Below are 24,003 nucleotides of genomic sequence, written 5' to 3'. Positions count from 1 at the left end.
CCGGTGCGGGTAGCGGAAATGCAGACCACCCGGTGTTCCTGCGCCCCGTCAGACACGACCCGTCGACGTAGTGGTACTGGATCTCATCCAGCGCCTCGGCCCGGGCGCTGGAGGCGGCCACGGTGGTGGAGCGCTTGGGGCGCAACAGGGTCACCGCGCATCACACCTCGTCGCGATCGGTGGACAGGGCTTCGGCGATGGTGGCGGTGAAATCGTCGAGGAACCCGGTGATGTCCTCGGACGCCAGCAGCAGCTCCTGCAGGTCCGACACGGGTGCCGCACTGTTGGGCGCGTGAAGCCCGGCACGTTGTGTGGCGACGCAGGGGGTGTTCGCCAGGATGGCTCTGCTGCGGTGGGGGGCTGATTCCGGCAGGGGTCCTCGGGCAGAGGCTCAACGCCCTTGAAGAGCGCTGAGCCGGTCCGGACCCGCACCGGGAGTCTCGGGTGGAGCGTTCGCCCCTCTCGGGGGCGTTGTTTGTCGGCCATGCCGGCCGCAGCATGGGCGCATCCGGTGGATCCGCCTGGTGACGGGGCGGGGACGGGCTGGTGGGTCTGTCCCCGCCCCGTCGGGGCGTGTCAAAGGTGGGTGGTGGCCCGTTGGTGGGGTGTTGTCACGGAGTGGCTCCACCGTCGGCGGTGGCGTCCGCGGTCGTGGCGTTGTCGCCCACGGGCGCGGCGTCGGGGCCGGCCCCCGTGTCGGCGGGGGTGGCGGCGAAGTGCAGTGCGCCGTCTTGGAGGGTCACAGTCACCGTGTCGCCGGGGTCGACCTCACCACTGAGGATCAGGCGGGAGAGCTTGTTGTCCAGCTCTCGCTGGATCGTGCGGCGCATCGGGCGGGCGCCGAACTCGGGCTGGAATCCGCGCTGGGCCAGCCAGTCCACGGCCGCCTCGTCGATTTCGAGGGTGAGGTTCTGCGCGCGGACCCGGCGACGGGTCTGCTCCAGGAACAGATCGGTGATCTTGCGCAGCTGGGCCTGGTCCAGGCCGCGGAAGATGATGATCTCGTCGATGCGGTTGAGGAACTCCGGCCGGAACTGCTGGCCGAGCAGGTCCATCAGCGTCTCGCGCAGCTCCTCGAGCGGTTGGCCGGCCTGGGTGGTGGCGAGGATGCGGTCGGCGCCGACATTGCTGGTCATGATCACCACCGTGTTGGAGAAATCGATGGTGCGGCCCTGTCCGTCCGTGAGCCGGCCCGCGTCCAGGAGCTGGAGCAGGGTGTTGAAGACGTCGGGGTGGGCTTTTTCGATCTCGTCCAGGAGCACGACGGTGTACGGTGTGCGGCGCACCGCTTCGGTGAGCTGGCCGGCGTCTTCGTAGCCGACGTAGCCCGGAGGTGCTCCGACGAGCCGGGAGACGGTGTGCCGCTCCTGGAACTCGCTCATGTCGAAGCGCACCATCCGGTCCTCGTCCCCGAACAGGGCCTCGGCCAGGGCGCGGGCCAGTTCGGTCTTGCCGACACCGGTCGGGCCCAGGAACAGGAACGAACCGACCGGCCGGTTCGGGTCGGCCAGCCCGGCGCGGGCGCGGCGGACGGCTTCGGCCACGGCGTCGACGGCTTCTTCCTGGCCGACCACGCGCGCGTGGAGGGTTTCTTCCAGGCGCAGCAGCCGGGACCGTTCCTCCTCGGTGAGCTGGGCCACGGGGATGCCCGTGGTGCGGGAGACGACCTCGGCGATGTCCTCGGCGGTGACCGAGGGCACCGGGCTGCGCATTTGCTGGGCGTCCTCGAGCCGGGCGCGGGCGGTGTCCAGTTCGGCCTTGAGCTCATCGGCACGCCCATAGCGCTCTGCCGCCACGGCGGCGTCCTTCTCGCGTTCGAGCGTGGTGATCTGCTCGGTCAGCTCCCGGGTGTCCGCCGGGACGGCCCGGGCTCGTAGCCGGACCCGGGCGCTGGCCTGGTCGATGAGATCGATCGCCTTATCGGGCAGGAACCGGTTGGTGACGTAGCGGTCGGACAGCTCCGCGGCGGCGGTGATGGCCTCGTCGCTGATGCGGACCTGGTGGTGGGCCTCGTAGCGGTCGCGCAGCCCGCGCAGGATCTCAATGGTGTCCTCCACGGAGGGCTCCGGAACGAGGATCGGTTGGAAGCGCCGCTCCAGGGCCGGGTCCTTCTCGACGTTCTTGCGGTACTCATCGATGGTCGTGGCCCCGACGACCTGCAGCTCACCGCGGGCCAGGGCGGGTTTGAGCATGTTCCCGGCGTCCATCGATCCTTCGGCGGCGCCGGCGCCGACGACGGTGTGCAGCTCGTCGATGAACAAGATGACGTCGCGCTCGGCGGCTGTGACCTCGTCGATGACATTTTTCAAACGTTCTTCGAACTCCCCCCGGTATTTGCTGCCGGCGACCATGCCCGCCAGGTCCAAGGTGATGACACGGCGGTTCGCCAAGGTGTCGGGCACGTCCCCGTTGACGATGCGCTGGGCCAGCCCTTCCACGATGGCGGTCTTGCCGACACCGGGGTCGCCGATGAGCACCGGATTGTTCTTCGTCCGCCGCGACAACACTTCCAGGGTCTGCTCGATCTCGGAGTCGCGGCCGACGACCGGGTCCAGTTGCCCCTCGCGGGCGGCGTCGGTGAGATCCCGACCGTACTCATCCAGGGTGGGAGTGCTGGATGGCTCAGCCCCCTGGGACTGGCCGTCGTGCTGACCGGCCCGGGTGTGTCCGCCGGAAGGTCCGGCCTTGGTAGGGCGCACGGCATCGGTGTTCGGCAGCGCACGGGCCAACAGGCGCCCGGCCACGGAGTCAGGGTTCGCGGTGATGCCGAGCAGAACGTGTTCGGGGTTGATCGTTCGCGAACCGGCCTGACGCGCCTGGTGGTAGGCATCCAGCAGGGCGCGTTTGGCCGCAGGCGTCAAGGACGGCTCCTGCTCGTCGGCGCGGGCAGTGTCGGCGGCCACGAGCTGCTGGATCTGGCCGGCGAGCTTGCTCACGTCCACCCCGGCCTGCTCGAGCAGGGAGGCGGTGGCCGGGACCTGGGTGAGCGCCCAGAGCAGGTGCTCGGCGTCCACGTCGGCGCTGCCCCACTCCGCGGCCTGTCCCACGGCAGCGCGGACCAGGGCGCGGGCCTCATCCGAGAGCAACCGGGACAGGTCCACGCGCTGCACCGAGGGCGTGGTGCCTTGCCGGGCGCCCAGCACGCTGAAAGGATCGCGGCCGCCGAAAAAACGGCCCATGATGTCGTCGAACGGGGAGTTCAGTTCGAACGGATCGTTCGTCATTGTCGCCTCCTACAGGCGTTGAGTGATCGTTAGTTGGCATACCTGACACGGCATCGTTCCGCATCCGCAGATGCTGGGGTCGGTCGGAGGGAGCCCAGAACATCACCGTCAGCAGAGCCTAGCCAGCTTTCGGACGGCGGCGATAGGGCTCAGTGGCATCCGTCGCCCACGGTGCCCCGCCTCGGGCCGCGCGCAGCAAGCGAAGACGGCATCGCGACGGCGTTGGCGAGGACCACGGGTGGGGCTGTGCCACCGGAAGAAACCCGCAGGCCCGTGCCGCTGGACGATGGTGCTGAGCGGTGAGGTCTCGTGGTGGTGCCCGTGCACACCGGTGCGGCCCAGTGTCCTGGCCGGTATCACCCAAGGGGAACAGCCCTCCTGGCGCCTACCCTCTGACCGGGCCCGCACATCGGCGGCCCCGGTCTCTCGATAGGCCCGGCGGTGTGGAGTCAGGCCGTGGGGCGGCTGGTGCCGAGCTTGGCGGCGGCTGCATCGAGGTACTCGGCCTCCACGAGGATCTCGTAGGAGGTCGCCTCGATGCCTTGGACGCTGCTGAAGTCCCGGCGCCCGCCGGTGGCGGCGTGGCCCAGGAGCCCGAAGATCAGCCCCCACACCGCGCCCAGGACCACCGACCACAGGATCACCGACAGCCACCCCACGATGACGAAGATGCCGAACAGCAAGCCGATGAGCAGCCCCAGCCAGGCCCCGGAGGCGGCTCCGTACAGGGCGGCCTTGCCGTAGGTCATCCGGCCGGTGACCTGCTCGACCAGGCGCAGGTCGGTGCCGACCACGCGCACGTGCTCGACGGGGAACCCGGCGTCGGAGAGGGAGTCGACGATGCGCTGGGCCTGGGCGTAGGTGGGCACCGTCCGCAGGACCTGGTAGTGGGTGGAGGCGGTGGGCTGGGTGGGATGGGACATGGTCGTCACTTCCTGTTCGTGGTCTCGTCCTGGGCAGCCCGGTGGCCGGCAGCCGGCGCTGCTGACCACCAGGTTCGGGGTCGACAGGAAGACCGGGGACCGTACGGGCGCGGCGGTCGTCCTGGTCCCCTTCTCCCTGGGGCCGGTGGTGGCGGGCCAGGCGCGCCTGGCCCGCCACCACCGCGGTGCGGTCGTGCGTCAGCCGCGGGTGACCTCGATCTTCTGGGTTCTCTGCTGCTCGTCCCGCTCCGGCATCGGGGCCCGGACCTCCAGCACCCCGTCGGTGTAGGTGGCGGTGATGTCCTCCTCCTTGCACCCGGCCGGCAGCGGCAGGACGCGGGAGAAGGAGCCGTAACGGAATTCGGAGCGGTAGCTGTCCTTGTCCTTGTGCTCGGACTGCTCCCGCCGCTGGGCCCGCAGCCGCAGGGTGTCGTTGACCACGGTCAGCTCCACGTCCTGCTCCGGGTCGATGCCGGGCAGCTCGGCGCGGATCACCTGGGTGTTCCCGTCCTGGAACTCCTCCACCCGCGGCCAGGAGGGGCTCAGATCGCCCTCCAGCAGGCGACGGAAGGGCTCGAGCGCATCGAAGTTCCTACGCATCAACTCAGCCATGGTCGTGGCTCCTCTCGTTCTCAGCGGCCCCGCATCACCAGCCTCCGGGTCCGTGACGGGCCGACGGAGGACCCGCTGACCAGGGCCTTTCGTGTTCTCCTCGAGCACCACCAGGGTAAGCACACTTAGTTTCCTCGCCAATACCAGGCCCGTCACCGGCGGCTCATGACGCCCGGGTCGTCGCCGTTTTCCCACCCGGGCATCACTGGACGACGGTCTGCGCCCCGGGCCCAGGCGGCGTGCGGTACGTGGCGCCCCGTCGCCGGTGGGACGCTGCTGCTGTGCCGTTCAGGCCGGTTTCGGCGCCATGACCTGCCGTGCCACCGACCGTACGGCGGAGCCCAGGGCGGTGGAGGCGGCACGGGCCCTGTCCTGGAGGGCCAGGATGGCGTCGCTGTCGAAGGCGTGGGGCCGGTCGCAGTAGACGTTGAGTCCGGCCCGCAGCGGCTGATCGCCCAGCTCGAAGGGCATCCCCAGTACGCAATGGATCCCCTCGGCCGCGGCGGCCCGCAAGAACTCCGGTCACCGGTGGTCGGTGCGGGTGTCCCCGGTGTGGACCAGGACGTGCTCGCGGGCCGAGGCCAGGCAGGGTCCGTCCGGGAACCGCAGCTGCAACTGGTCCAAGGACAGGGCCCGGTCGTTGCTGGCCGCGATCGTCTCCGCCCGACCCCCACCCAGCACCGTCACCGCGCACCACACCCGGGTCTCCCCGGGCCGGGAGAGATCCTCTTCCAGCACCCGGGCGAACCCGGTGAGGAAATCGGTCAGGAGCTGCTGGTCCGCCGGCACGCGTTGTTGGAAGCCGGATGCCTCCGTCACCCCCGGTGCCCCGGCATCCTCGTGGTGATCCATCACGGCTCCCCCTTGCCCCCGGTGGGGTGCGGCATCACCACACCTCACTCCAGATACCCTTCGCACGAGCCACCTCCAGCCGTCCTGGAGGGAAGCCAAGGACGTGGAGACCTCGGGTCCTCCTACCGGAGTCCGGTTGCGGCCTCCCCGCCGGTCATACCGTCACCCCTCCTTTCGCCCCCGTCCGACCCCGGCCAGGACGTGCCCAGGAGCTGGGATTGTCGTGGTTTTCCGGAGGGCGTGCACGGTGATGTCCACAGCCCCGCAGCGCCACCCCGTTCTCTGCAGCACCGAAACAACACGATCCTCCACCCCGGAGGCGATGGCCACCGCAGCACGCAACCGGTCAGCAGCGGCCACCCCGGCTGGGTCGATGCACAGGTGCACGGCCACCTCTGCCCGTCCGCCGACAGCGCGCACGTGCACGCCGCTGCAGGTGCCGACGCGGGTACGGGACGGTCGCCAGGATGGGTCCGGGGCATCGGTCACCGGCGAGACCACCGCCAGCACAGCGGTGGCCGGCGTCGGCTGCAACCGCACCACCCCGGGGGCATCCGCCACCGAACAGGCCACAGCTCGCGCCACCGTCCGGCACGTGGTCGCCGCCGGGGCCGCCGAAGCAGGACCCTCCGCCGGCCACCGCTGCACCACGGTTGCCAGCTGCACCCGAGAACGCCACCGCGACGGCAGCACCTGGCTCAAGACGCCCCCACTCCATCGCAGAGCGCGGCCAACCACTGCCACCCCCAGAGGCCCGGAGGAGCGCAGCAGGCTCCCCCGGGCGATATTGCCGGCAGGACCCAGCAGATACCGCTTCTGACCCACGAGACCCCCGTTCCTCGCAGCGAACACCCCAACCCATTGCCCGCCGCCTGGCACCGGGATGGTCGGGGCGAGCACCGACGGGCACATCAGGGATGGCGGGCAAGCGGCCGGAAAGCCAGCCTACGAGCCGAAACACCCATTGGCAAGCAACCTTATTATTGCTTGGTGCCCGTCGTCCTGGACGGGGACCACCCGCCCCTGGACCTGTCGGACATCTGGTAAGAGCGTGTACTGCAGGCCACCGGCGTTACTGCGGCCCGGGGGCGACCTCCTCCAGCACTCCGTTCTCGTCGCGGCGCCACCGGGTGCCGGAGGCGTCCGTGAACTCGAACGCCGTGACCTTCTGATCGGTGGAGGTGGTCATGGGGCGCAGCCGCTGGCACTCGTCCGGGCGCCGCTCCGTGTCCCAGATGCGCTCCGGGTGCAGACCGTAGACGAGGTGGCCGGGCGGGAAGATATGCAGGCGCAGCCGGGAGTCCCGACCCGAAGTCCGGCGCGGCCCGGGGGAGAAGAGGCCGGTGGAGACGACGACGAGGTCGTAGATCGGTGCGCCCGAGCGGTTCTGGACCTCGATCACCGGTGCGCTGCTGCCGGCGTCGTGCAGTTCGGAGGACACCCACGCCGTCACATCGTCCGCCTGTCGCCGGCGCGCCGCCGCGGTCTGCGGTGCACTGCTCTCGGCATGTCCGGCGTCACGGCGCGTGCTCCCGGAGTGCGCGGGGCGCCGGGGGGCGGTTCCCTGGAGCCGACGGGTCTGCGCCACCGCCCACACGGCCACGGCCAGGGCGAGCAGGGCGAGGAGAACGGACAGCAGCTCGATCATGCCGACATGATCCCAGACCGGCCCGCCCCCGCTCCAGCCGAGTCGCCGATGGGGGAGAACCGCTCATCCTCCGCTGCCAGGCGCAAGTGACCATTACCCTGCGCCGATACCTCGAGGCTGCTGCCGCATCTTGGAAACAACCATGCGCCTGCAGCCAGCCGCGAGACGATCGTCGCTCTCCACCGCGGATACCGCACCTTTACGCATCTCCTCTGTTCATCAAACGAAGGTTTCCGCTACAAAAACGCCGATCGGCGAAATTTGCCCGTTCGAGGTCCCTCGTGCCGTGTTTTTTGTAGCGGAACCCTGTAGCGATATCTATGGTGCGGTACTGACGGGCTGTGACGGGTTTCGATACATTTGGGGAATGGGGCATCTTCTCGGCTACGCGCGTGTGTCCACCATCGACCAGGACGCCTCGCTGCAGATCGACGCGCTGAACGCCGCCGGATGCTATCGGGTGTTCGTGGACACGATCTCCGGGGCCTCCGCCCAGCGCCCGGAGCTGGAGAAGCTGCTGGACCAGCTGCGCCCCGGGGACACGCTGGTGGTGTGGCGCCTGGACTGGTTGGGCCGCTCCATCCGGCACCTGATCGATCAGCTGCAGGTGCTGGCCGAACGCGGGGTGGGGTTCCGCTCCCTGCAGGAGACCATCGACACGACCTCCTCGGGGGGCCGGCTGGTGTTCCACGTCTTCGCGGCCCTGGCCGAGTTCGAACGCGATCTGATCCGGGAACGGACCAACGCCGGGCTGGCCGCCGCCCGGGCCCGGGGCCGGAAGGGCGGCCGGCCCCCGGCCCTGAGCTCGGATCAGGTGCGGGCCGCGCGGCGGATGTATGAGCAGCAGGATCTGACCGTCACCCAGATCGGAGAGATCCTCGGGGTCAGCCGCACCACCATCTACCGGGCGCTGGCCCGAGCCCCCGAAAGGCCCGTCACACCCAGGCCGCCGCGGGCGCGGCGCCAGGCATCTGTCTCGACGAGCATGGAGTAGGCCAGACCGTGGACGGGGCCGGGCGGTGGCGGATCCTGCGGTTGCACGTCGAGAACGGCATTCCGCTCACCACCCTCGCCCAGGACACGGGATCGGGCCGCGGACCCTTTAGCGCCGGCACGCCCACTACCGCGCCCACGGCTACGAGAGACTTGGTCACGCCCACCCACGCGGACGCCAGAGACCGCCGCCCTCCGACCAGGCTCGTCACGGGACAGGTCAAGAGGCATCAGACAAGGGATGCCGCGGAGATACCAACGGGCGGCCTGGGCCCGTTTAGGCCACCGGTTACCCCCGGAGGACCTGCCGCATGGGTTTCACCGTGAAGAGCCCAGTAATGATGTCGCCCCCCGCCGGTATACCAGTCCTCATGAGCAGTGACTTCGTCTCCAAAGGCAGGGAATACCGCAAGAACGAACATCGCAACATACCAACACACTAGCCAGGGTGGGTGGTGTGTGGTGATCGCCCTGGTGGACGTGAACAACTTCTACGCCTCCTGCGAGGCCCTCTTCGAGCCCTCCCTGGCGGGCAAACCGCTGGTGGTGCTCTCCAACAACGACGGTTGCGTGGTCGCCCGCTCCCCCGAAGCCAAAGCCCTCGGGATCAAGATGGGTGACCCCTGGTTCCAGCTGCGCGCCGACGCCAACCGGTGGGGACTGATCAAACGCTCCTCCAACTACCAGCTGTATGCGGACCTGTCGGAGCGGGTGATGCTGCTGCTGGCCCGCCACGCCCGCGGCCAGGAGGTGTACTCCATCGACGAGTGCTTCCTGCTCCCACCCGAGGGGACACCCGAGGAACAGGTGCGGTGGGCGCGCCGGCTCAAAGCCACCGTAGCCCGCAACGTCGGGCTGCCGGTGAGCATCGGGATCGCCAGCTCGAAGACGCGGGCCAAGATCGCCACCGAGGCCGCGAAGAAGCTACCCGCCACGCACGGGGTGGTCCACTGGGACCAGGCCCCCGAGGGGTACTGGGACCGGCTCATGGCGGCTCTGCCGGTGACCGAGGTCTGGGGGATCGCCGGGCGGCTGGCCAAGCGCCTGGAGGCGATGGGGATCCAGACCATCGTCCAGCTGCGTGATGCCGACCCGGTGGCCGTCCGGGACAAGTTCTCCGTGGTGCAGATGCGCACCGTCCTGGAGCTCAACGGGTTCCCCGCCATCCCCGTCGAGGACGAGATCGCCACCAAGCAGCAGATCCTGGTCTCCCGATCGTTCCCGGACCCGATCTGGGATCCGGAGATCGTCGGGGCCGCGGTGGCCGAGTTCGCCCAACGGGTCTCCCGCCGGCTCCGGAAGGAAAGCGAAGTCACCGGGCGCCTCACCGTCTTCGCCACCACCTCCCCCCACCGACCCGGGCCCACCCACCACGCCTCGGCTCACGTGCGCTTGGCCGTGCCCACCAACGAGCCCGGGCCCCTCGTGGCGGCCGCCCGGGCGGCCTTGGTGCCCGAGCTGATGCATGGCATGTCCTACATGCGCGCCGGCATCCTCTGCACGGACCTCGTCCCCGACGGAGCCGTGCCGGTCCTGCCCGGAGTGCTCGAGCAGCCCGCCCCCATCGGGGAGCTCATCGACGCGGTGAACCGCCGCTTCGGCACCGGAACCCTCGCCCTGGGCAGGCTCGGCGCCCACTCCCCCACCCCCTGGACCAACCACCAAACCGACCTCTCCCCGCGCTACACCACAGACTGGGCAGAGCTACGCACCGTCAGCTAATCGGTCGCTCACCACCTCCGGCACTGCGTCGAGGCGCGGCATCCACCACATGCTCTTTGGCGTTGGAGACTTCCTGAAATGTCCTGGGCGCTCCTGACATGCAACTTGTACCTTGTCGGTACCACACTGGTACCACACAAAGTTGGTGCCAGTGTGGTACCAATCGTGAATGCCGGTTCCTTTGCTCTACCAGGACGGATGATCTCCCGTCGCATATCTACAAGGACCGCCACTTCGGGGGCTTCACCTGATTGGGGACGATGGTTCGTGCGTTTGGTCCGGCCCTACGGCGATATCTAGGCATGTAGGAGCCGCACCAACAGCAACCAGCGCGGCACCATAATTGTACTGGTGTAGTACCAGCACCACACCAGTGTGGTGTTGAACCGGGTTTGAGAAGTTCTCTGTGGCCATAGCCCTCCTCAGGCACGGACCTGACGAGCTTTTTGATCAAATTTTCGCCGGGAAGTATCCACGGCAGTATCTGGGCATAAAGGTGCCGTGCCGACCACTGTCGACACGGCACCATGTTGGTACTTATGTGGTACCAATACCACACCGATGTGGTGTGAGGAGGACTACTTGAGCGGCACGTTCTGGCCGTAGCGCTCCTCAAGCACGGGCCATACGAGCTCTTCGATCAACTTCTGCTGGGAAGTGTCCTCAGCTTCGGCGGCGTAATTGAGCAAGGCATGCTGGGTGTTGTTGAACCGGAAGTTGTACCCCTTCACCTTGGCTCCGTTCCGCGCCCGCCGCTTCCATGGTTTCAGGGGTGGTCCCTGATCGGGGGTGTCTGAACCCGAGCGTTCGGCTGCCGCTGCAAACCGCTCGATCTCTTCCTCTCGATTGGAGGCAATCGGTCCACGTTTCCTCACCATGAGAAGACCTCCTGGGTCAGCAGTTGAATCTCGGCCTTGGCCTTGGCGTCGCGCATCTCCACGACTCCCTTGCCGTCGGCCAGGCAGTCGGCGAAAGCCTTGCGCTGATGCAACACGGTCTGAGCAAGTCGCACTCGAGGGAAGTCCTCGAGGTACGACTGCGCTTCCTCTCGTTCCTTGGTGAACACGTTGGAAGAGACAAAGTTGAGGACCAGCATTGACTTGAGGTCCTCGTTGAAGTCTTGGGCCCCTTCTATCGTCTCCAGGAGGCCGGCCACGGCATCAAGGTCGGCTTGGGTGGCGCGCGTCGGGCTGATCAGCATGTCCGCTGCAGTCAGTGCTGTACGCATCTCCTTGGAGTCCTTGCCCGGGACGTCGACCAGGATGTGATCGAACTTGGGTCGGAACTCCTCCAAAAATTTATGCAGTGATCCCGACTTCTGCACGGATTGCAACGAGGGGAGCCCGGCTTCCTCTCGGTCAGTAGTGAAGTTTGAGGTCGTGCGAATCGTCGGGTCAGCGTCGACCAGCAGCACGTCCTTCCCCTGCCGCTGCAACTCAACGGCCATGTTGACGGTGAGAGTCGACTTGCCCGTTCCGCCCTTCTGATGCCCAAAGACAATGATCATGGCACTACAGTAACACCACTTTGGTGTCGCATCAGTACCAGTGTGGTACTACGCCGGTCTACTATGGTGTGGTACTTGTGTGGTACCAAAATGAGGCCACACATGGCTGGCCTATTCGCTCTTCGGCTGCCTAGAGTCTCGCGGTGCCCAGTGGGTGGCATCCCAACCTCCGGGTCATTCCCTCGGCCCGCAACGTCTCCAACCGGGAAGCGGCTCGAGCTGATCATGCGGAGTTGCGGCTGAAGATCTCCCTGATCGGTCTTCAGGCGGATGTGGTGGTCATCGATTGCCCGAACCGGCAGGGCGGACCGCTGACCCTGTCGGCGTTGAACGCGGCGGACACCGTGGTCTACGCCGCCACCGCCACCAGCGACGGCATCGACGGGGTGGACGGGGCGAGGCGCACGGTCGCCCAGTTCCGCCGGCACCGCCAGCAGCTGGGCGCCCCGGACACCCTGACCGAGGCCGGCATCGTCGTCGGTGGGGTGAAGGAGACGATCATGAGCCGGGCGGCGGTGGCCAGCCTCGAGGAGCTGCGGGCTACGGGGTTGTTCTTGGAGCCGTTGATCCCGGATCGGGCGATTGTCCAGGAGGTGCGGATTTCGGGGGAGTGGTACGGCCAGTACCGCAAGGGCTCCCGTGTGCTGGATGCCTACACGGCGATCGCGAAGAAGGTGCTGCGATGACCGACAAGCCCGAGCGCCCCGCCTCACTCCAGCGCCGCCGGCCCCGCCCGGCACCGGATGAGCACATCGACCCGGTCGACTACACACCCCCACGCGCTACCTCACCCCAGCCCGCGACACCGGTGGTGTCGTCCCCGCCGGTGCAAGCAACCCCGGCGGCGGAGCCCCCGGTGGCCGCACCCAAGCGCGGCCGGGGCCGGCCGCGCCGGGAACCCACGATCCAGCTCGGGGTGCGGGTGGCCCAGGACGTCTCCGATCTGATCGAGGAGCTCACCGAGCACGACGGCACCGCCCGTGCGGTGATCGAGAACGCGGTGCGCGTCTACGCCCAACAGCTCAACCGATAGAACCGGCCCCCGATAGGGGAGGGGTGCGGCTGCGGGCGGCTTTCCCATGGTCGGCGAGGAAGGAGCCCGGCTCACCACTGGTGGTGGGCCGGGTTCTCTTCTTCTGGGGACAGGCGGCGGGATGGGGCGGGTGGTCCGGTGGGTCTTCGAACGACGCGGGTGCCCGCGTACCTGCCGCAAGAAGCCAGGGCCAACCCCCAGCGAGGCCTGTTCCTGGGCGCCAAAGGGACGATCAGCGCTGTCCAGACTGGACGCGGGGCGTCCCAGCGGCACCGTGGCGGAGAACGGATCGTCAGCCCGTCACCGGCTGGTCCCCGTGCGGGGAGATCCGCACGGGGACCTGGTTCCCGTGCTCGAGCTGCGCTCCGGGAAGTTCCGCTGCGATGTGCCAGGGGGGCCAGCACTCGCGAGGCTCCGCTGTCGGGGGTCACCCGGACAAGCCCGAGGGCCTGTCTGGGTGGGGAGTAGAGGGTCTATTGAGCGGCGGTGTAGGCGTCCTTGACGGACTGGTGGATGCGGCCGCGGTCGGAGATCTGGTAGCCGATCTCCGGCGCCCAGGCCGTGCGCGCTTTTCGATCTGCCCGATGTCCATGTTCTGGGCCGTGGGACGCGGGCCGTGCTCGTTCACCGTGGTGGTAGAGATCGTGCTGTTTCTGATGGGCTGGTCGGGTTGCAGTGTGCCCTTCAGTGGTCACGGCCGCCGACAGGTTTTGCTCCACGACGTGTCCCGCGCCGGGGTGCCGGTGCTGGCTCGAGCAGGGGGATGTCATAAATGCCGCGCTCATCGGTGAGCTACCGCGGTGCTGCAGATGTCAGCTGCGTAGAAAAAGCTCTTATCCCCTAGTGGATCCACGTTTTTTCATACGATGCAGAGGTAAGCAGGTGCATCGACTTCCAGGAGCAGTCATGAAGAAAAGCGCAGCAGGTGCAGCACTGGTGGCAGCGGTGGGTTTCTCGGCCCTGTCGGTCTCACCGGCTATGGCATTCCCGGATCTACCGTTCCAGAACTGCGATGACGCCGCGGCACGGGGTGCCTACAACATCCCCGCCAACTCGTCCGCGTACAGCCCTGCTTTGGACCGCGATGGTGATGGCGTGGGCTGTGAGAGCGACACCATGCCTTGGGACCCAAGCTCCCTCACCGGCCTCGCAGTCCCTGAATGGCCGATCATCGAGGACCCGTACGCGCAGCCGCAGGTAGAGGAGGTGCCCATTGGCGGCGCTGACACCGGTGTGGTCGTGGAAGACTCCACCGACGCGGGTGCGGTGGCCGTCGGTGGTGGCCTGGCTGTGCTGGCAGCTGCCGGCGGGGCCTACCTTCTGCGCCGCCGCGCCTCCCAGGCCTAGAAGCCCAGGGGACCTCCTGCGGGTGGGGTGGATTCCCGTGCGGGACAAGTTCGAGCAGTGACCGCTGCAGATGTCAACGACGGTCGAAAAGTGAGCAGTAGCGACGGCCCAAAAGTGAGCAGTGGATGTCGCTAGTTGGTCTGGTGGGTGGTGCTGGGCAGGGAGTCGGTGCCCAAGGTCTTGAGTCGGTAGCTGGCGCCTTTGAGGGTGTGGACCTCGGCGTGGTGGACGATGCGGTCGATCATGGCCGCGGCGATGGTGACGTCGCCGAAGACCTCGCCCCAGCGGGCGAAGGGCAAGTTGCTGGTGAGGATCAGCGAGGCCTTCTCGTAGCGGGTCGAGACGAGCTGGAAGAACAGGTTCGCGGCCTCTTGCTCGAAGGGCAGGTAGCCGACCTCGTCGATGATGATCAGCCGGTAGCGGCCCAGCTTGCGCAGCTCTGCGTCCAGGCGCCCGGTGTCGTGGGCGCCCTTGAGCCGGTGGATCCAGTCCACGGCGGTGGCGTAGAGCACCCGGTGGCCCTGCTGGCAGGCGGTGATGCCCAGGGCCGTGGCCAGGTGGGTCTTGCCGGTGCCTGGGGGCCCGAGGAGCACGATGTTGCCGGCCTCGGCCAGGTACCGGCCCGAGGCCATCGCGGCGTAGTCGGTGTGGGTGATCGCCGTCTGGGCAGTGAAGTCGAAGTCCTCGGCGGTCTTGATCGCGGGGAAGCCTGCGGCAGTGATCCGCAGCCGGGCCCCGGAGGCATTGCGGGCGGCGACCTCGCGCTCGAGGACGGCGGCCAGGTACTCCTCGTAGGACCAGTGCCCCGCACGGGCAGTGTCGGCGATCCGGGCGGCGGCCTCACGGATCCGTGGGGCCTTCAACGAGGCGGTGAGGTACTCCAGGGTCTTGGCCGTCTCGGCCGGTGTGGTGGCCATCAGGCGACCTCGATCCCGAACGCGCGGTCGTAGTCGGCCAGATCCCGCACCAGCGGATCCGCCTCGGCGCCCGGGTGCGGGCGCTGCTGGTAGGCCCGGCGCAGCACCGCAGCGGTAGCCACGTGCGCCGGGTCGGTGACCGTGGTCGCCCTTGCCCAGCAGCGCGCGTGCTCGGCCACGACCCGGCCCTGGTGACGCACGAGCACCCGATCCAGGTCAGCGGTGACCTCGACCATGGCCCCGATCACGGTCGGGTCCACGGAGTAGTCGTTGCCGGCGACCCGCACGTAGTAGTCCCGACCCAGCCGCACCCACCAGCGGTGCCCGATCGCCGGGGCGACCGGCGGCACAGGGAGCATCGCGGCCCGATCAGCGGCGATCAGCTCCGCCGGCCGGGCGGCGATGGCCCGCACCCGCCGGGTGTTGGCACCCACCAGCCACTGGCGCAGTTGGGCGTTGAAGTCGGCCGGGGAAGCGAAACTGCGCCCGGGCAGGAACGAGGTCTCGAGATAGCCGTTGGCCCTCTCCACGATGCCCTTGGACTCCGGGTCGTAGGGCTTGAGCTGCACCAGGGTTGCCGCCATCGTGCCCATGAACGCGACCACCCCCTCGGCCGGGCGGCCCCCGCGACCGATGCCGGACTCGTTGTCCCAGACCCACCGCCGCGGCACGCCCTGGATCTGCTCGACCACCAGGTGCCACATCCCGGCCAGCAGATCACCGGTGGTGCGCGAGGGAATCATCACCGCGGTGATGAACCGCGAGGAGGAGCAGACCATCACCAGCACCGGCGGTGATCCCTGCTGAGCGTCACCCAGCGGGATCCGTGCCGGCGGGAACCACAGATCGCACTGGACCTGGTCCCCGGGACGGTAGAACAACCGGTCCGCCGGATCGGGCGGGGCGTACTCGCTGCGGATGGCTCGGAGATTGTCCCGGAACCAGGTGATGGACCCCGACCACCCCACCCGCTCGGCCAGCACCGTGGCCGGCATGGACGGGTGCTCGGCCAGCAGCGCCCGCACGACCGGCTCGACATCGGTGAACGCGTTGGGCCCGGCGGACCTCTCGTAGCGCGGTGGCCGGGAGGCGGCCACGGCCTTGGCGACCGTGTTCCGCGAGATCCCCAGCCGCGAGGCGATCTGGGACTTCGGCACCCCCTCGGCATGCAGCCGACGGATCAACGCCCAATCTTCCACAGTGATCACACTCCAATCGTCGAGTGCTCACTTTTCGACCGTCGCATCTGCTCAGTATTCGTCCGGCGTCGACAGCAGAGGCGAGGTGGCCTCTGCAGCGGTCACCGTTTTGGGTCTGACAGGTCCCGGGGTCGACAAAGTCGCTGACCAAGTGGTTGCCCACCGCACGAGGGGTTTCATAGCGAGGATGGGGCCACCTGGATCGCGGTGGAGACGACCGAGGACCTGGGTGGGTGACCTAGCTCGAGAATGACGCCACGACCTGCGCCCTGAAAGGTCACCACGCGGGAACCTCGCGGGGACCGCAGGACTCTCCGCAGGGCACGGTGCGGCCCTAGACATGAATCTTGAACCGACCCAGGACGAGGGGCGCCCACAAGCCTGCAACTACGCCAGAAATCGAACCAGGGAAGACTGCGCTCAGGCCGGGTTCCCTAGCCTGTCCACGAAAACCGAACTACTGGAGCAAACTGGGCAGCGCCAGGGACGGACCGGGCTGCGGATCCATCGACCCCGACCCGCCCCTGCAGGATGTCAGCTCCACCGGGCAAGCCCCGGTGGAGCCTGTGCAGGTCTTGCTCCTCCTGCGGGGACGGTTTGGGTCCGCGCCTGGATCTTGTACGGAATGCGACAGGCTCCCGTGCCGACTCATGGGTGGGGGTCTACTGGGCGGCGTAGTAGGCGTCCTTGACGGACTGGTGGATGCGGCCGCGGTCGGAGACCTCGTACCCGTTCTCCTTTGCCCAGGCCCGGATCTTCGCCGTCTCCGGGTTACCACCGGAGGAGGCACGGGGCCCGGTGGCCCGGGTGGGCTTGGACTGGGCCCGCCGGGCGGAGGCGGCGTAGGGGCGCAGGGCCTCCCGCAGCTTCTCCGCATTAGCGGTGGAGAGGTCGATCTCGTACTGCCGGCCGTCCAGACCGAACTGGACGGTCTCCTCAGCAGGACCGCCCTCGAGGTCGTCTTCCAGAATGATTTTCACGCGCTGCGCCAATTCAGCACCTTTTCATCGATTTCATCATGGCTTGCACCGAAGAATATACACGGCCGCAATAGCCGAACTGAACTCACTTTCCGTCAGCTAGCAGGAATCCCATCCGAAGGCCCTATTGAGAACGTTTGAGGAATCCCCTGGGTTCCTCGCACGTCTTCTACAACGAATGGCCGGCGCATGACACTAGCGCCACAGTGTCTCGTAGGTGGCCATTCCGCCGTCCTGTGTATAGATAGCCACCAAATCGAGGCCTTGAAGGGCGGGATCATCAGGGTGTGCTCGAAGTGCACTGGTGACGTCCGCGAGGACGCTAGGGGCGTAGGTTTTGGTGGCGTTTGTTTCAAGGTCGGTGACAAAGGTGACGATCACGTCGTCGCCCTCAACCACCACTGTGTCCACGATGGAGGTGCCCATTTCCTGCGGCCCGTACCAGGGCTCGGCAGCCAGGTAGCGGTTTACGGCCTCTGTTGCTGTTACGGGGTCTACGGGTTCCGCAGGGGAAGCAACAGCCTCGGGGTTTGTTTCCGGCGTGGGAACCGCCTCAGGGGTTGGCATAGGCGTTGGGACAGCCTCGGGGGGAGTTGCCGCATCGCTGGGCTCCGCACGACCTCGCTCGGGAGGGTCGGCTGCTTGAGTAGCATTCTCGTCGTTGGAAGTCGCCTGGGGCTGCTGTGTAGTGATTCCGACGGCCTCCAGCGCCGGGTCCGACAAGCCGAAGGCCTTCAGTCCAATGAGCAGAGCGACGAGGATGAAGACGACCGTTACAGCGACGACCAGAACATTTCCGAGGTATTTGAGAACGCGCATGGGGACTCCTAAGACTGGGGTTACTCGTCAGTATGATCGTCCCAGTAGTACTCGCCCTAATCGTGCGAAGTGGTTATTACGTCGTCTCTGTCCACTGCAGGTCTGGCGGGCCACCTGTTGAGGGATTGGTAGTACTCGGTGGCTTCGGCTTGTTCGTTGAACTCCAGCAGGTTGCCGACCTTTTCCGCGAGGACTTCGCGAACCTCGGAGGGGGAGGCGAAGAAGAACTCCTTGCGGGGGTTGGCTTGGTTGAGCGCCCGTGATGCGAAGTGCTTGTGGAGTTCGTTCTCCAGGGTGACGGCGTCTTCGGAGAAGTACAGGGTGTGGATGTCGAAGCGGAAGGGCACCGCGGCGCCGCTGAGTTCGTCCACGCGTTCGGTCGGTTCCAAGCGGCGTGTGAGGCCGATCTTGACCACGTCCTCACCGAAGGCCCCGCGATTGGAGATGACGTAGATGTAGCCGGCTCGGATGTTGGCTGCCCGGAAGTCGTTCTGAGCGATGGCTTCGTCGATGGACTCCAGGCGGTGTTCGAGGTCGGGATCCGTGGTGCCTGAGGCGCGGATGGTCTGGAGCGCGTTCAAAAGGTGAGAGCGTTCCTTGTCGAGCCGGGCGCGCTCTTCAGCCAACTCGCGTTCCACCCGGCGCTCCTCGCGCAGGCGCGCACGTTCTTCACGTTCGGCTTCCTTCTCCTCCTGCTTTTTCATCAGCCAGTCCGCAGTGAGCTCGATTTCCTCCAGGCGCAGCTGGTGGAACTCATCGCTGATGTGCATTTCCATCAGCGCACCCAACTTTGCGATGGAAGCCCGCGATGCCTCGAGCCGGCGCTTGGCGGTCTGGACGTTGCCCAGCCTCAGGGATCTGATGCTGTTGTCGGCTTCGGCGTTGTAGGCCCGCAGCATGAGCTTGGCCAGGTCATTGGTCATCCGCCGGCCTTTGGCCAGGGAGTTGTCGAAGGTGAAAGCGTTCGACTTCACGATGGCCCGGTCGGCGGCGACGAGCTCAGCGATCCGGGCCTCGAGGTCGGTGAGACGGTCGCGGAAGGCGGTGGCGTTTTCCAGGGGGTGGTGGTAACGGTAAATGCCGACGTCTTGGAGCACCCGGGCGTCGCTGAGTTCAATGTGGGGCTCGGCCGAGGAAGACGCCTCGGACGCCTGCTGGCGCAACCGGGCGTTCTCCGCTTCGAGCAGGGCGATCCGCGTGGCCTCCGGGGTTGACGGCGGTGCAGGCGCATGAGGTACAGGTGTCGTCTCCGTTGGCTGCGTGGCAGCCTCCGTGGGTTCCGGAGCATCTGCGGCCACCCACAGTTGCCAGCCTTCCGGAGGGGGCGGCCAGGAGGGGTCCGGGTTCCAGCTAGCTGGCGGGCGCCATCCGGCGGGCGGTTTGGGCCAGCCTGGAGGTGGATTGAAGACCAGCGCGTCGTTGTCAGTCATCAGGAACGACGCACTCCCTCCGTGTTGGCAGCCACCAAGCCCAAAGGATTCTTCGAGACCGATGCACCGAGGTACTCCAGGGTGGCTGCGGGCACGACGGCCGAGAGGTCGATATCGGAGAAGACCTCCCGAGAGGTACTGACGGCCAGGAACGGGACGTAGATGCCTTTGCCGGTGGCCGGGTCGATGGTCTGGGCGCCGACTTCCAGGGAGATGCTCTGGATGAGACCTCGCCGGTCGGCTTCAAAGACCTCGTGCAGGGAACGCAACGCCATCTGCTGGACGATCCCCAGGTATCGATCCTTGGCGTCTTTCTGCGAAAGTGCCACCGGGGTGATCTCGTCGCTGGCCTTCACATAGCGGTAGGCCTTGATCGTCGGGATGGTGCTCGGCTCAGGGATGAGCACCCGCAAGGACAGTTCCGCCGTTTCAGGATCGAACTGTGCTTCATGTTCCACGGTGAAGCCCTCTGGATATACGGAGTTCGCGAGCACGATCCCCACGTACTCCTGCACCGCTTCCACTGAGCCGTAGCCGAGATTGGCGATGAGCTGATCGAGGTCGGCATTGTGCTCTGCGACCTCCTTCTCCCGTTCAGCACATTCGGCCTCATAGCGGCTTAATTCTGCAGCCAAAGCCCGCTTCCGGGTTTCCTCTGCAGCCTCGTGGCGAGCGGCGAGCTTCTCGCGCCGACCAGGCAGTAGCCGCATTTCCTCTTCCCACTGTGCCCGTGCCTGAGCGAAGTCCGCCTCTGCCTGAGCTTGGGCCTCCGCCATCTTCTGCTTCCGCCCGAACAAGCCCGTCGGCGGGGCAGGAGGCTGGAAAACTGGGGGAGCCGGCTCAGGAATGGGCTGGGGGGCTGAAAGAGGCCTCTTCAGCTTTTCGCGCTCGAAGGGTGGATGCTTAACCGTTCGGCGGAGTTTGTCCAGATCGACGTAGTCATCCACATCCAAGGTGGCCTCGAGGAGGCTGTCGACGCGGTCATACAACGCCGCCAGCTCAGAGTTGAGCTGCTCCACCTCAGCCTGTCGCGAAGCCGTATGGGCGGTTGCCGCTTCCTTCTCCAGGCGTTTGCGCTCAGACTCCGACGCCCGCTGGGCCGCGAGCTTCGCCCTCTCCTCAGCCTTGCGTGCTTGCTCAGCACGACGGACAGCTGCTTCCTGCTCTCGGGCTGCTGCGCGTTGGCGTTGCTCGGTGAGCTTTGCCTGGTGTTGCATTTCAGCGAAAAAACCACGGCGACGTGCCACAAAGAGCTCCTATAAACAGTGCGGACGGACTATCAAGATTCTAGACATATACAAAACTAATCAATGCACATAAGAGACCCACCCGATAGACATGGATGCCGTGCGATCCATTCGAACCTCCCTCAGTAAGCATGGCAGCTGCTTGCCCACGACCCAGTTCAAAAGGAGCCTCTACTGCGGCGGTTCCTGGGCGCCGGGTTGCACTCCACCCCAGGTGGAGCCTCCGGTGTCGGGCAGGTACTCGTCTCGCATCATGGAGTCGCCGTAGATGATTCCGGTGTCGTAGTACTTGTCCAGGTCGGTGAAGTTGGCGTTGTAGGGGGCATAGAGGCCCGGGGCCAGGGCGACGACCTTGCCGTTGTAGGTGTTGCCCTCCAGGGAGCTGGCGACTCTGGTGTCGATCGAGGCGAGGTCCACGAGCACCGGGTAACCAGGGAACTCTTCCTTGAGCTGGGTCGCCAGTTCGGATTCGCCGGTTGCAGAGGACGCTACGGCAGGATTGGACTCGGGCTCCTGGGCGCCGGGTTGCACTCCACCCCAGGTGGAGCCTCCGGTGTCGGGCAGGTACTCGTCTCGCATCATGGAGTCGCCGTAGATGATTCCGGTGTCGTAGTACTTGTCCAGGTCGGTGAAGTTGGCGTTGTAGGGGGCATAGAGGCCCGGGGCCAGGGCGACGACCTTGCCGTTGTAGGTGTTGCCCTCCAGGGAGCTGGCGACTCTGGTGTCGATCGAGGCGAGGTCCACGAGCACCGGGTAACCAGGGAACTGCTCCTTGAGCTCGGAGACCGGGTCACCACCTCCAGTAGCACTGTCCTCTGGTGCATTGGTCGTATCTGGAGCGGATTCGCCCTGGTTAGCGCTCTCCGCGGAAGCAGCCTGAGTTGTGGCGCTGCTTGAGCTGGCTTGCGAGGCACCGATGTCGGCATCGGAGGCGGTTCCGCAACCGGTCAGCAAGAGTGCGGAGAGCGAGAGGAGGGGAAGGGTACGGGCTTTCATCGGATACCGCCTGGGGGAGCGAGGGCTCCACCATGGCGGAGCAGTCCCGAGTTATAGGACATGTTCCCGATAGTAAGTGCACCCACCCGAGTCGCGCCGGTAGGGCCGTTCTGCAGAGGGCAGCGGGGGTGGCGGGATTGGAAATTTTGATGATGGTTGGTATGGCGAAGGAGGCAGTGCCGATTCGATGCAGCGAGACTTTCGCCCGGCCGGTGCCACACAGGCAAAACACCGAAGTACGAGACAGCCCGGGCAGGGGCTGCACCACCGGATGAGGGCTGGTGCCGGTCGCTGGGATCACCAGGTACTTGGCCGGTGATCCTTTTTGTCCATGTCGTCGCCAAGCCCACAGGGTGCTGGCTCTTCAGACCAACCGCTCCGGTTGGTGAAAGAGATCCAGCGATGACGCTCGAGTCACCCCGATGGACACGAACCTAAGTCGAGGTTTCGCGGCCATGTCTCAGCACAGCACCCGAGTTAGCGAATTCCCACGGGGGCGCACCCCCGTGTCTACGGCCGCCCCGAGCCCAAAGGGATTTACTAGTTGTTGTGGGTCATGAGGTTCTTGGCGCGGGTGCGTCGATGAGATGAGGAACGGGCTCCTCGTCACAGGATGGAAGTTCCTACACCGTCCGCCCGCACGAGAGAGCCCGTTCATGACCCACGTTAATGCACCCCTGACCCCGACCGGCCGGCTGCGCATGGTGTTGCGCCACCTCGACGACGGGATCCCCAAGGCCCACGTGGCCGCCGAGTTCCGCGTCAGCCGGCCCACGGTGGCGACCTGGGTGGCCCGCTACCTCGAGTCCGGCGAAGCCGGGCTCACCGACCGGCCCTCGACCCCGCGGCACAGCAGCACCCGCACCCCGGCGGCGGTCGTCGACCTTATCGAGACGCTCCGCCGGGGCCGCAAATGGTCGGCGCGGCGCATCCACCGTCACCTGGCCGACCGCGCCGTGGCGATCAGTCTGCGTACCGTGGGCCGTTGGCTGCACCGACTCGGGATCTCCCGGCTGCGCGACCTCACCCCCGCAGGCGAGAACTCCCGCAGGGCCCCGGGACGCATCCGCGCCGCCTGGCCCGGGCACATGGTCCACCTGGATGTGAAGAAGGTCGGCAAGATCCCCGACGGCGGCGGTTGGCGGGCCCACGGCCGCGGATCCACCGCCGCGAAGGCGGCCAAGTGCGGGCCCGGAGCGAAGGTCGGCTACACCTACCTGCACTCCGCCGTGGACGGCTTCTCGCGGCTGGCCTACACCGAAGCCCTCGACGACGAGAAGGCGGTGACCACGATCGGGTTCTTCTGCCGGGCGAGGGCCTTCTTCGCCGCCCATGGCATCAGGCGGCTGCACCGGGTCGTGACCGACAACGGCGCCAACTACCGGGCCCGCGACTTCACCCGCTGCGTGGAAGCCCTCGCCGGCCGCCACCAGCGCATCAAGCCCTACACGCCGCGGCACAACGGGAAGGTGGAGCGGTACAACCGCCTGCTGGCCGACGAGGTCCTCTACGCCCGCCCCTATTCCAGCGAGCAGGCCCGCCGGGACGCGATCGGGGTGTGGGTGAACCACTTCAATTACCATCGGCCCCATACCGCCTGTGGCGATCATCCCCCGGCCTCACGCGTCCCGGCCCCTGCCAATAACGTCATGCCCTCTTACAACTAGTGCTATGACTTTGGAGCGCTGGCGAAAAATCACTGAATGGCCGGTCATGTTGGCGGCCCTCGTCTATCTCGCCGTGTACAGCTGGCAAGTCCTGGACCCGGGAACCATTCCCCCGGGCGCCGCCTCGGTGGTTCTCCAGGGTATATGGCTGCTGTTCGCCGCTCACTACGCCGTCAGCCTGGCCCTGGCGCCGGCTAAGGGCTCATGGTTCCTCCGGCACCTGCATGAGCTCATCATCGTTGCCCTGCCCATGCTCAGGCCCCTCCGGCTGCTTAGGCTGCTCACGGCGCTGAACATCCTGCACCGAGTCGCTGGCACAGCCCTGCGCGGCCGCGTCATCGTCTACGTGACCGGCGGATCATTTCTGCTCATCTACGTCGCCGCCCTGGCCATGTTTGACGCCGAGAGGAACCACCCGGAATCCCTCATCACAAATTTCTGGGACGCCCTGTGGTGGTCCGTCGTCAGCGTGACGACCGTTGGCTACGGCGATTTGTACCCCGTGACGCTGACTGGCCGGCTCATTGCTATTGCCCTGATGATCTACGGCATCGCTCTTCTCGGCGTCGTCACGGCCACGCTGGCGTCATGGCTCATCCAGCAAGTCGCCGAGGTAGAGGAAAAGAGCACCGCCGCGACCGTGGCGCACGTTGACCAGCTTAGAGAAGAGCTGGCGGAGTTCTGCGCCCTGATGCTAGAGCAGACGGCGCGGCATCGATAGCCTGAGCGAGGCCCTGTTGACTACTAGGCCGGCGGCAATTCCAGCACCGCCTCGGTGGTCTCATCGATGGCCCACTGGGCGATGAAGTCTACGATCGCACCCGGGGTGAACCCCCCCCCCCGGGCCTTACGGAGATCGAAGGTGTCCCCCTCACGTAGTACATCAA

23 protein-coding genes are annotated in these 24,003 nt (G+C 66.8%); 7 read left to right on the top strand and 16 right to left on the bottom strand.

Features of this window, described 5'->3' with window-relative positions; all coding sequences use genetic code 11:
• Positions 1–611: 611 nt before the first annotated feature.
• The 6 genes from AYX06_RS17155 to AYX06_RS17130 form a co-directional block, all read right to left on the bottom strand.
• Positions 612–3,224, bottom strand: coding sequence for an ATP-dependent Clp protease ATP-binding subunit (locus tag AYX06_RS17155; RefSeq protein ID WP_062737168.1), 2,613 nt, complete (start codon positions 3,222–3,224; stop codon positions 612–614).
• A 449-nt stretch (positions 3,225–3,673) separates the two neighbouring features.
• Positions 3,674–4,147, bottom strand: a complete 474-nt coding sequence (locus tag AYX06_RS17150; protein WP_058858392.1) for a general stress protein — start codon at positions 4,145–4,147, stop codon at positions 3,674–3,676.
• Between the two features lie 198 nt (positions 4,148–4,345).
• Complete coding sequence (locus tag AYX06_RS17145) at positions 4,346–4,759, bottom strand: Hsp20/alpha crystallin family protein (RefSeq protein WP_058858393.1); 414 nt, start codon at positions 4,757–4,759, stop codon at positions 4,346–4,348.
• 288 nt (positions 4,760–5,047) lie between these two features.
• Complete coding sequence (locus AYX06_RS17140; RefSeq protein WP_062737167.1) at positions 5,048–5,230, bottom strand: hypothetical protein; 183 nt, start codon at positions 5,228–5,230, stop codon at positions 5,048–5,050.
• Between the two features lie 51 nt (positions 5,231–5,281).
• A complete protein-coding gene (locus AYX06_RS17135; RefSeq protein ID WP_058858395.1) occupies positions 5,282–5,611 on the bottom strand; it encodes a hypothetical protein in 330 nt (109 codons plus the stop codon).
• 1,072 nt (positions 5,612–6,683) lie between these two features.
• On the bottom strand, positions 6,684–7,259 hold the full coding sequence (locus AYX06_RS17130) for a hypothetical protein (protein ID WP_058858396.1): 576 nt from the start codon (positions 7,257–7,259) through the stop codon (positions 6,684–6,686).
• Positions 7,260–7,626: 367 nt separating this feature from the next.
• On the opposite strand from AYX06_RS17130, the gene AYX06_RS17125 reads away from it, so the two are divergent.
• Together AYX06_RS17125 and AYX06_RS17120 are read left to right on the top strand one after the other, a co-directional pair.
• Positions 7,627–8,253, top strand: a complete 627-nt coding sequence (locus tag AYX06_RS17125; RefSeq protein ID WP_062737166.1) for a recombinase family protein — start codon at positions 7,627–7,629, stop codon at positions 8,251–8,253.
• A 458-nt stretch (positions 8,254–8,711) separates the two neighbouring features.
• On the top strand, positions 8,712–9,974 hold the full coding sequence (locus AYX06_RS17120; protein WP_062737165.1) for a Y-family DNA polymerase: 1,263 nt from the start codon (positions 8,712–8,714) through the stop codon (positions 9,972–9,974).
• Positions 9,975–10,552: 578 nt separating this feature from the next.
• On the opposite strand, the gene AYX06_RS19970 is transcribed toward AYX06_RS17120, so the two are convergent.
• Positions 10,553–10,852: a hypothetical protein gene (locus tag AYX06_RS19970; protein WP_139318660.1), complete on the bottom strand. Its 300-nt coding sequence runs from the start codon at positions 10,850–10,852 to the stop codon at positions 10,553–10,555.
• The gene (locus tag AYX06_RS17115; RefSeq protein ID WP_062737164.1) at positions 10,846–11,481 is read right to left on the bottom strand and encodes an AAA family ATPase; all 636 of its coding nucleotides are present in this window, start codon (positions 11,479–11,481) and stop codon (positions 10,846–10,848) included. Before AYX06_RS17115 ends, AYX06_RS19970 begins: the two co-directional genes overlap by 7 nt.
• Before the next feature lie 233 nt (positions 11,482–11,714).
• Between AYX06_RS17115 and AYX06_RS17110 the strand changes: the two genes are divergently transcribed.
• Both AYX06_RS17110 and AYX06_RS19965 read left to right on the top strand, forming a co-directional pair.
• Complete coding sequence (locus AYX06_RS17110) at positions 11,715–12,167, top strand: ParA family protein (protein ID WP_186815709.1); 453 nt, start codon at positions 11,715–11,717, stop codon at positions 12,165–12,167.
• 170 nt (positions 12,168–12,337) lie between these two features.
• The gene (locus AYX06_RS19965; RefSeq protein WP_157093476.1) at positions 12,338–12,514 is read left to right on the top strand and encodes a hypothetical protein; all 177 of its coding nucleotides are present in this window, start codon (positions 12,338–12,340) and stop codon (positions 12,512–12,514) included.
• A gap of 473 nt (positions 12,515–12,987) precedes the next feature.
• Here AYX06_RS19965 and AYX06_RS19450 read toward each other — a convergent pair whose 3' ends face one another.
• On the bottom strand, positions 12,988–13,284 hold the full coding sequence (locus AYX06_RS19450) for an Lsr2 family DNA-binding protein (RefSeq protein ID WP_147017978.1): 297 nt from the start codon (positions 13,282–13,284) through the stop codon (positions 12,988–12,990).
• A gap of 136 nt (positions 13,285–13,420) precedes the next feature.
• On the opposite strand from AYX06_RS19450, the gene AYX06_RS19445 reads away from it, so the two are divergent.
• On the top strand, positions 13,421–13,861 hold the full coding sequence (locus AYX06_RS19445) for an excalibur calcium-binding domain-containing protein (protein WP_084271795.1): 441 nt from the start codon (positions 13,421–13,423) through the stop codon (positions 13,859–13,861).
• Between the two features lie 131 nt (positions 13,862–13,992).
• On the opposite strand, the gene istB is transcribed toward AYX06_RS19445, so the two are convergent.
• The 7 genes from istB to AYX06_RS17070 all read right to left on the bottom strand — a co-directional run bounded on the left by istB (position 13,993) and on the right by AYX06_RS17070 (position 21,197).
• A complete protein-coding gene (gene istB, locus AYX06_RS17100) occupies positions 13,993–14,778 on the bottom strand; it encodes an IS21-like element helper ATPase IstB (protein WP_047802659.1) in 786 nt (261 codons plus the stop codon).
• Positions 14,778–15,986, bottom strand: coding sequence for an IS21 family transposase (gene istA / locus AYX06_RS17095; protein WP_084271588.1), 1,209 nt, complete (start codon positions 15,984–15,986; stop codon positions 14,778–14,780). Before istA ends, istB begins: the two co-directional genes overlap by 1 nt.
• A 653-nt stretch (positions 15,987–16,639) precedes the next feature.
• A complete protein-coding gene (locus AYX06_RS17090; RefSeq protein WP_062737163.1) occupies positions 16,640–16,969 on the bottom strand; it encodes a histone-like nucleoid-structuring protein Lsr2 in 330 nt (109 codons plus the stop codon).
• Between the two features lie 183 nt (positions 16,970–17,152).
• Positions 17,153–17,776 carry a hypothetical protein gene (locus tag AYX06_RS19960; RefSeq protein WP_147017992.1) on the bottom strand — a complete coding sequence of 208 codons (624 nt, stop codon included), beginning with the start codon at positions 17,774–17,776 and terminating at the stop codon, positions 17,153–17,155.
• 56 nt (positions 17,777–17,832) lie between these two features.
• A complete protein-coding gene (locus AYX06_RS17080; RefSeq protein WP_062737161.1) occupies positions 17,833–19,206 on the bottom strand; it encodes a DUF4041 domain-containing protein in 1,374 nt (457 codons plus the stop codon).
• Complete coding sequence (locus tag AYX06_RS17075) at positions 19,206–20,453, bottom strand: coiled-coil domain-containing protein (RefSeq protein ID WP_232319476.1); 1,248 nt, start codon at positions 20,451–20,453, stop codon at positions 19,206–19,208. Before AYX06_RS17075 ends, AYX06_RS17080 begins: the two co-directional genes overlap by 1 nt.
• Before the next feature lie 171 nt (positions 20,454–20,624).
• A complete protein-coding gene (locus tag AYX06_RS17070) occupies positions 20,625–21,197 on the bottom strand; it encodes a hypothetical protein (protein ID WP_157093475.1) in 573 nt (190 codons plus the stop codon).
• A gap of 908 nt (positions 21,198–22,105) precedes the next feature.
• Here AYX06_RS17070 and AYX06_RS17065 point away from each other — a divergent pair.
• On the top strand, positions 22,106–23,116 hold the full coding sequence (locus AYX06_RS17065) for an IS481 family transposase (protein WP_062737158.1): 1,011 nt from the start codon (positions 22,106–22,108) through the stop codon (positions 23,114–23,116).
• 4 nt (positions 23,117–23,120) lie between these two features.
• Positions 23,121–23,837 (top strand): potassium channel family protein, encoded by a 717-nt coding sequence (locus AYX06_RS17060; protein ID WP_062737157.1) that lies wholly within the window; start codon positions 23,121–23,123, stop codon positions 23,835–23,837.
• Positions 23,838–24,003: the final 166 nt, after the last annotated feature.

Origin of the sequence: Kocuria turfanensis, from assembly GCF_001580365.1 — a bacterium.
GTDB classification, from domain to species: domain Bacteria; phylum Actinomycetota; class Actinomycetes; order Actinomycetales; family Micrococcaceae; genus Kocuria; species Kocuria turfanensis.
Note: the sequence above shows the minus strand (reverse complement) of the source record. Positions and strands in the feature narration are given on the sequence as shown.

Excerpts from the sequence above, each read along its gene's own strand:
- AYX06_RS17155 (WP_062737168.1), bottom strand. The coding sequence starts at position 3,224 with ATGACGAACGATCCGTTCGAACTGAACTCCCCGTTCGACGACATCATG.
- AYX06_RS17150 (WP_058858392.1), bottom strand. The coding sequence starts at position 4,147 with ATGTCCCATCCCACCCAGCCCACCGCCTCCACCCACTACCAGGTCCTG.
- AYX06_RS17145 (WP_058858393.1), bottom strand. The coding sequence starts at position 4,759 with ATGGCTGAGTTGATGCGTAGGAACTTCGATGCGCTCGAGCCCTTCCGT.
- AYX06_RS17140 (WP_062737167.1), bottom strand. The coding sequence starts at position 5,230 with ATGCCCTTCGAGCTGGGCGATCAGCCGCTGCGGGCCGGACTCAACGTC.
- AYX06_RS17135 (WP_058858395.1), bottom strand. The coding sequence starts at position 5,611 with ATGGATCACCACGAGGATGCCGGGGCACCGGGGGTGACGGAGGCATCC.
- AYX06_RS17130 (WP_058858396.1), bottom strand. The coding sequence starts at position 7,259 with ATGATCGAGCTGCTGTCCGTTCTCCTCGCCCTGCTCGCCCTGGCCGTG.
- AYX06_RS17125 (WP_062737166.1), top strand. The coding sequence starts at position 7,627 with ATGGGGCATCTTCTCGGCTACGCGCGTGTGTCCACCATCGACCAGGAC.
- AYX06_RS19970 (WP_139318660.1), bottom strand. The coding sequence starts at position 10,852 with ATGGTGAGGAAACGTGGACCGATTGCCTCCAATCGAGAGGAAGAGATC.
- AYX06_RS17115 (WP_062737164.1), bottom strand. The coding sequence starts at position 11,481 with ATGATCATTGTCTTTGGGCATCAGAAGGGCGGAACGGGCAAGTCGACT.
- AYX06_RS19450 (WP_147017978.1), bottom strand. The coding sequence starts at position 13,284 with ATGACATCCCCCTGCTCGAGCCAGCACCGGCACCCCGGCGCGGGACAC.
- AYX06_RS19445 (WP_084271795.1), top strand. The coding sequence starts at position 13,421 with ATGAAGAAAAGCGCAGCAGGTGCAGCACTGGTGGCAGCGGTGGGTTTC.
- istB (WP_047802659.1), bottom strand. The coding sequence starts at position 14,778 with ATGGCCACCACACCGGCCGAGACGGCCAAGACCCTGGAGTACCTCACC.
- AYX06_RS19960 (WP_147017992.1), bottom strand. The coding sequence starts at position 17,776 with ATGCGCGTTCTCAAATACCTCGGAAATGTTCTGGTCGTCGCTGTAACG.
- AYX06_RS17080 (WP_062737161.1), bottom strand. The coding sequence starts at position 19,206 with ATGACTGACAACGACGCGCTGGTCTTCAATCCACCTCCAGGCTGGCCC.
- AYX06_RS17065 (WP_062737158.1), top strand. The coding sequence starts at position 22,106 with ATGACCCACGTTAATGCACCCCTGACCCCGACCGGCCGGCTGCGCATG.
- AYX06_RS17060 (WP_062737157.1), top strand. The coding sequence starts at position 23,121 with ATGACTTTGGAGCGCTGGCGAAAAATCACTGAATGGCCGGTCATGTTG.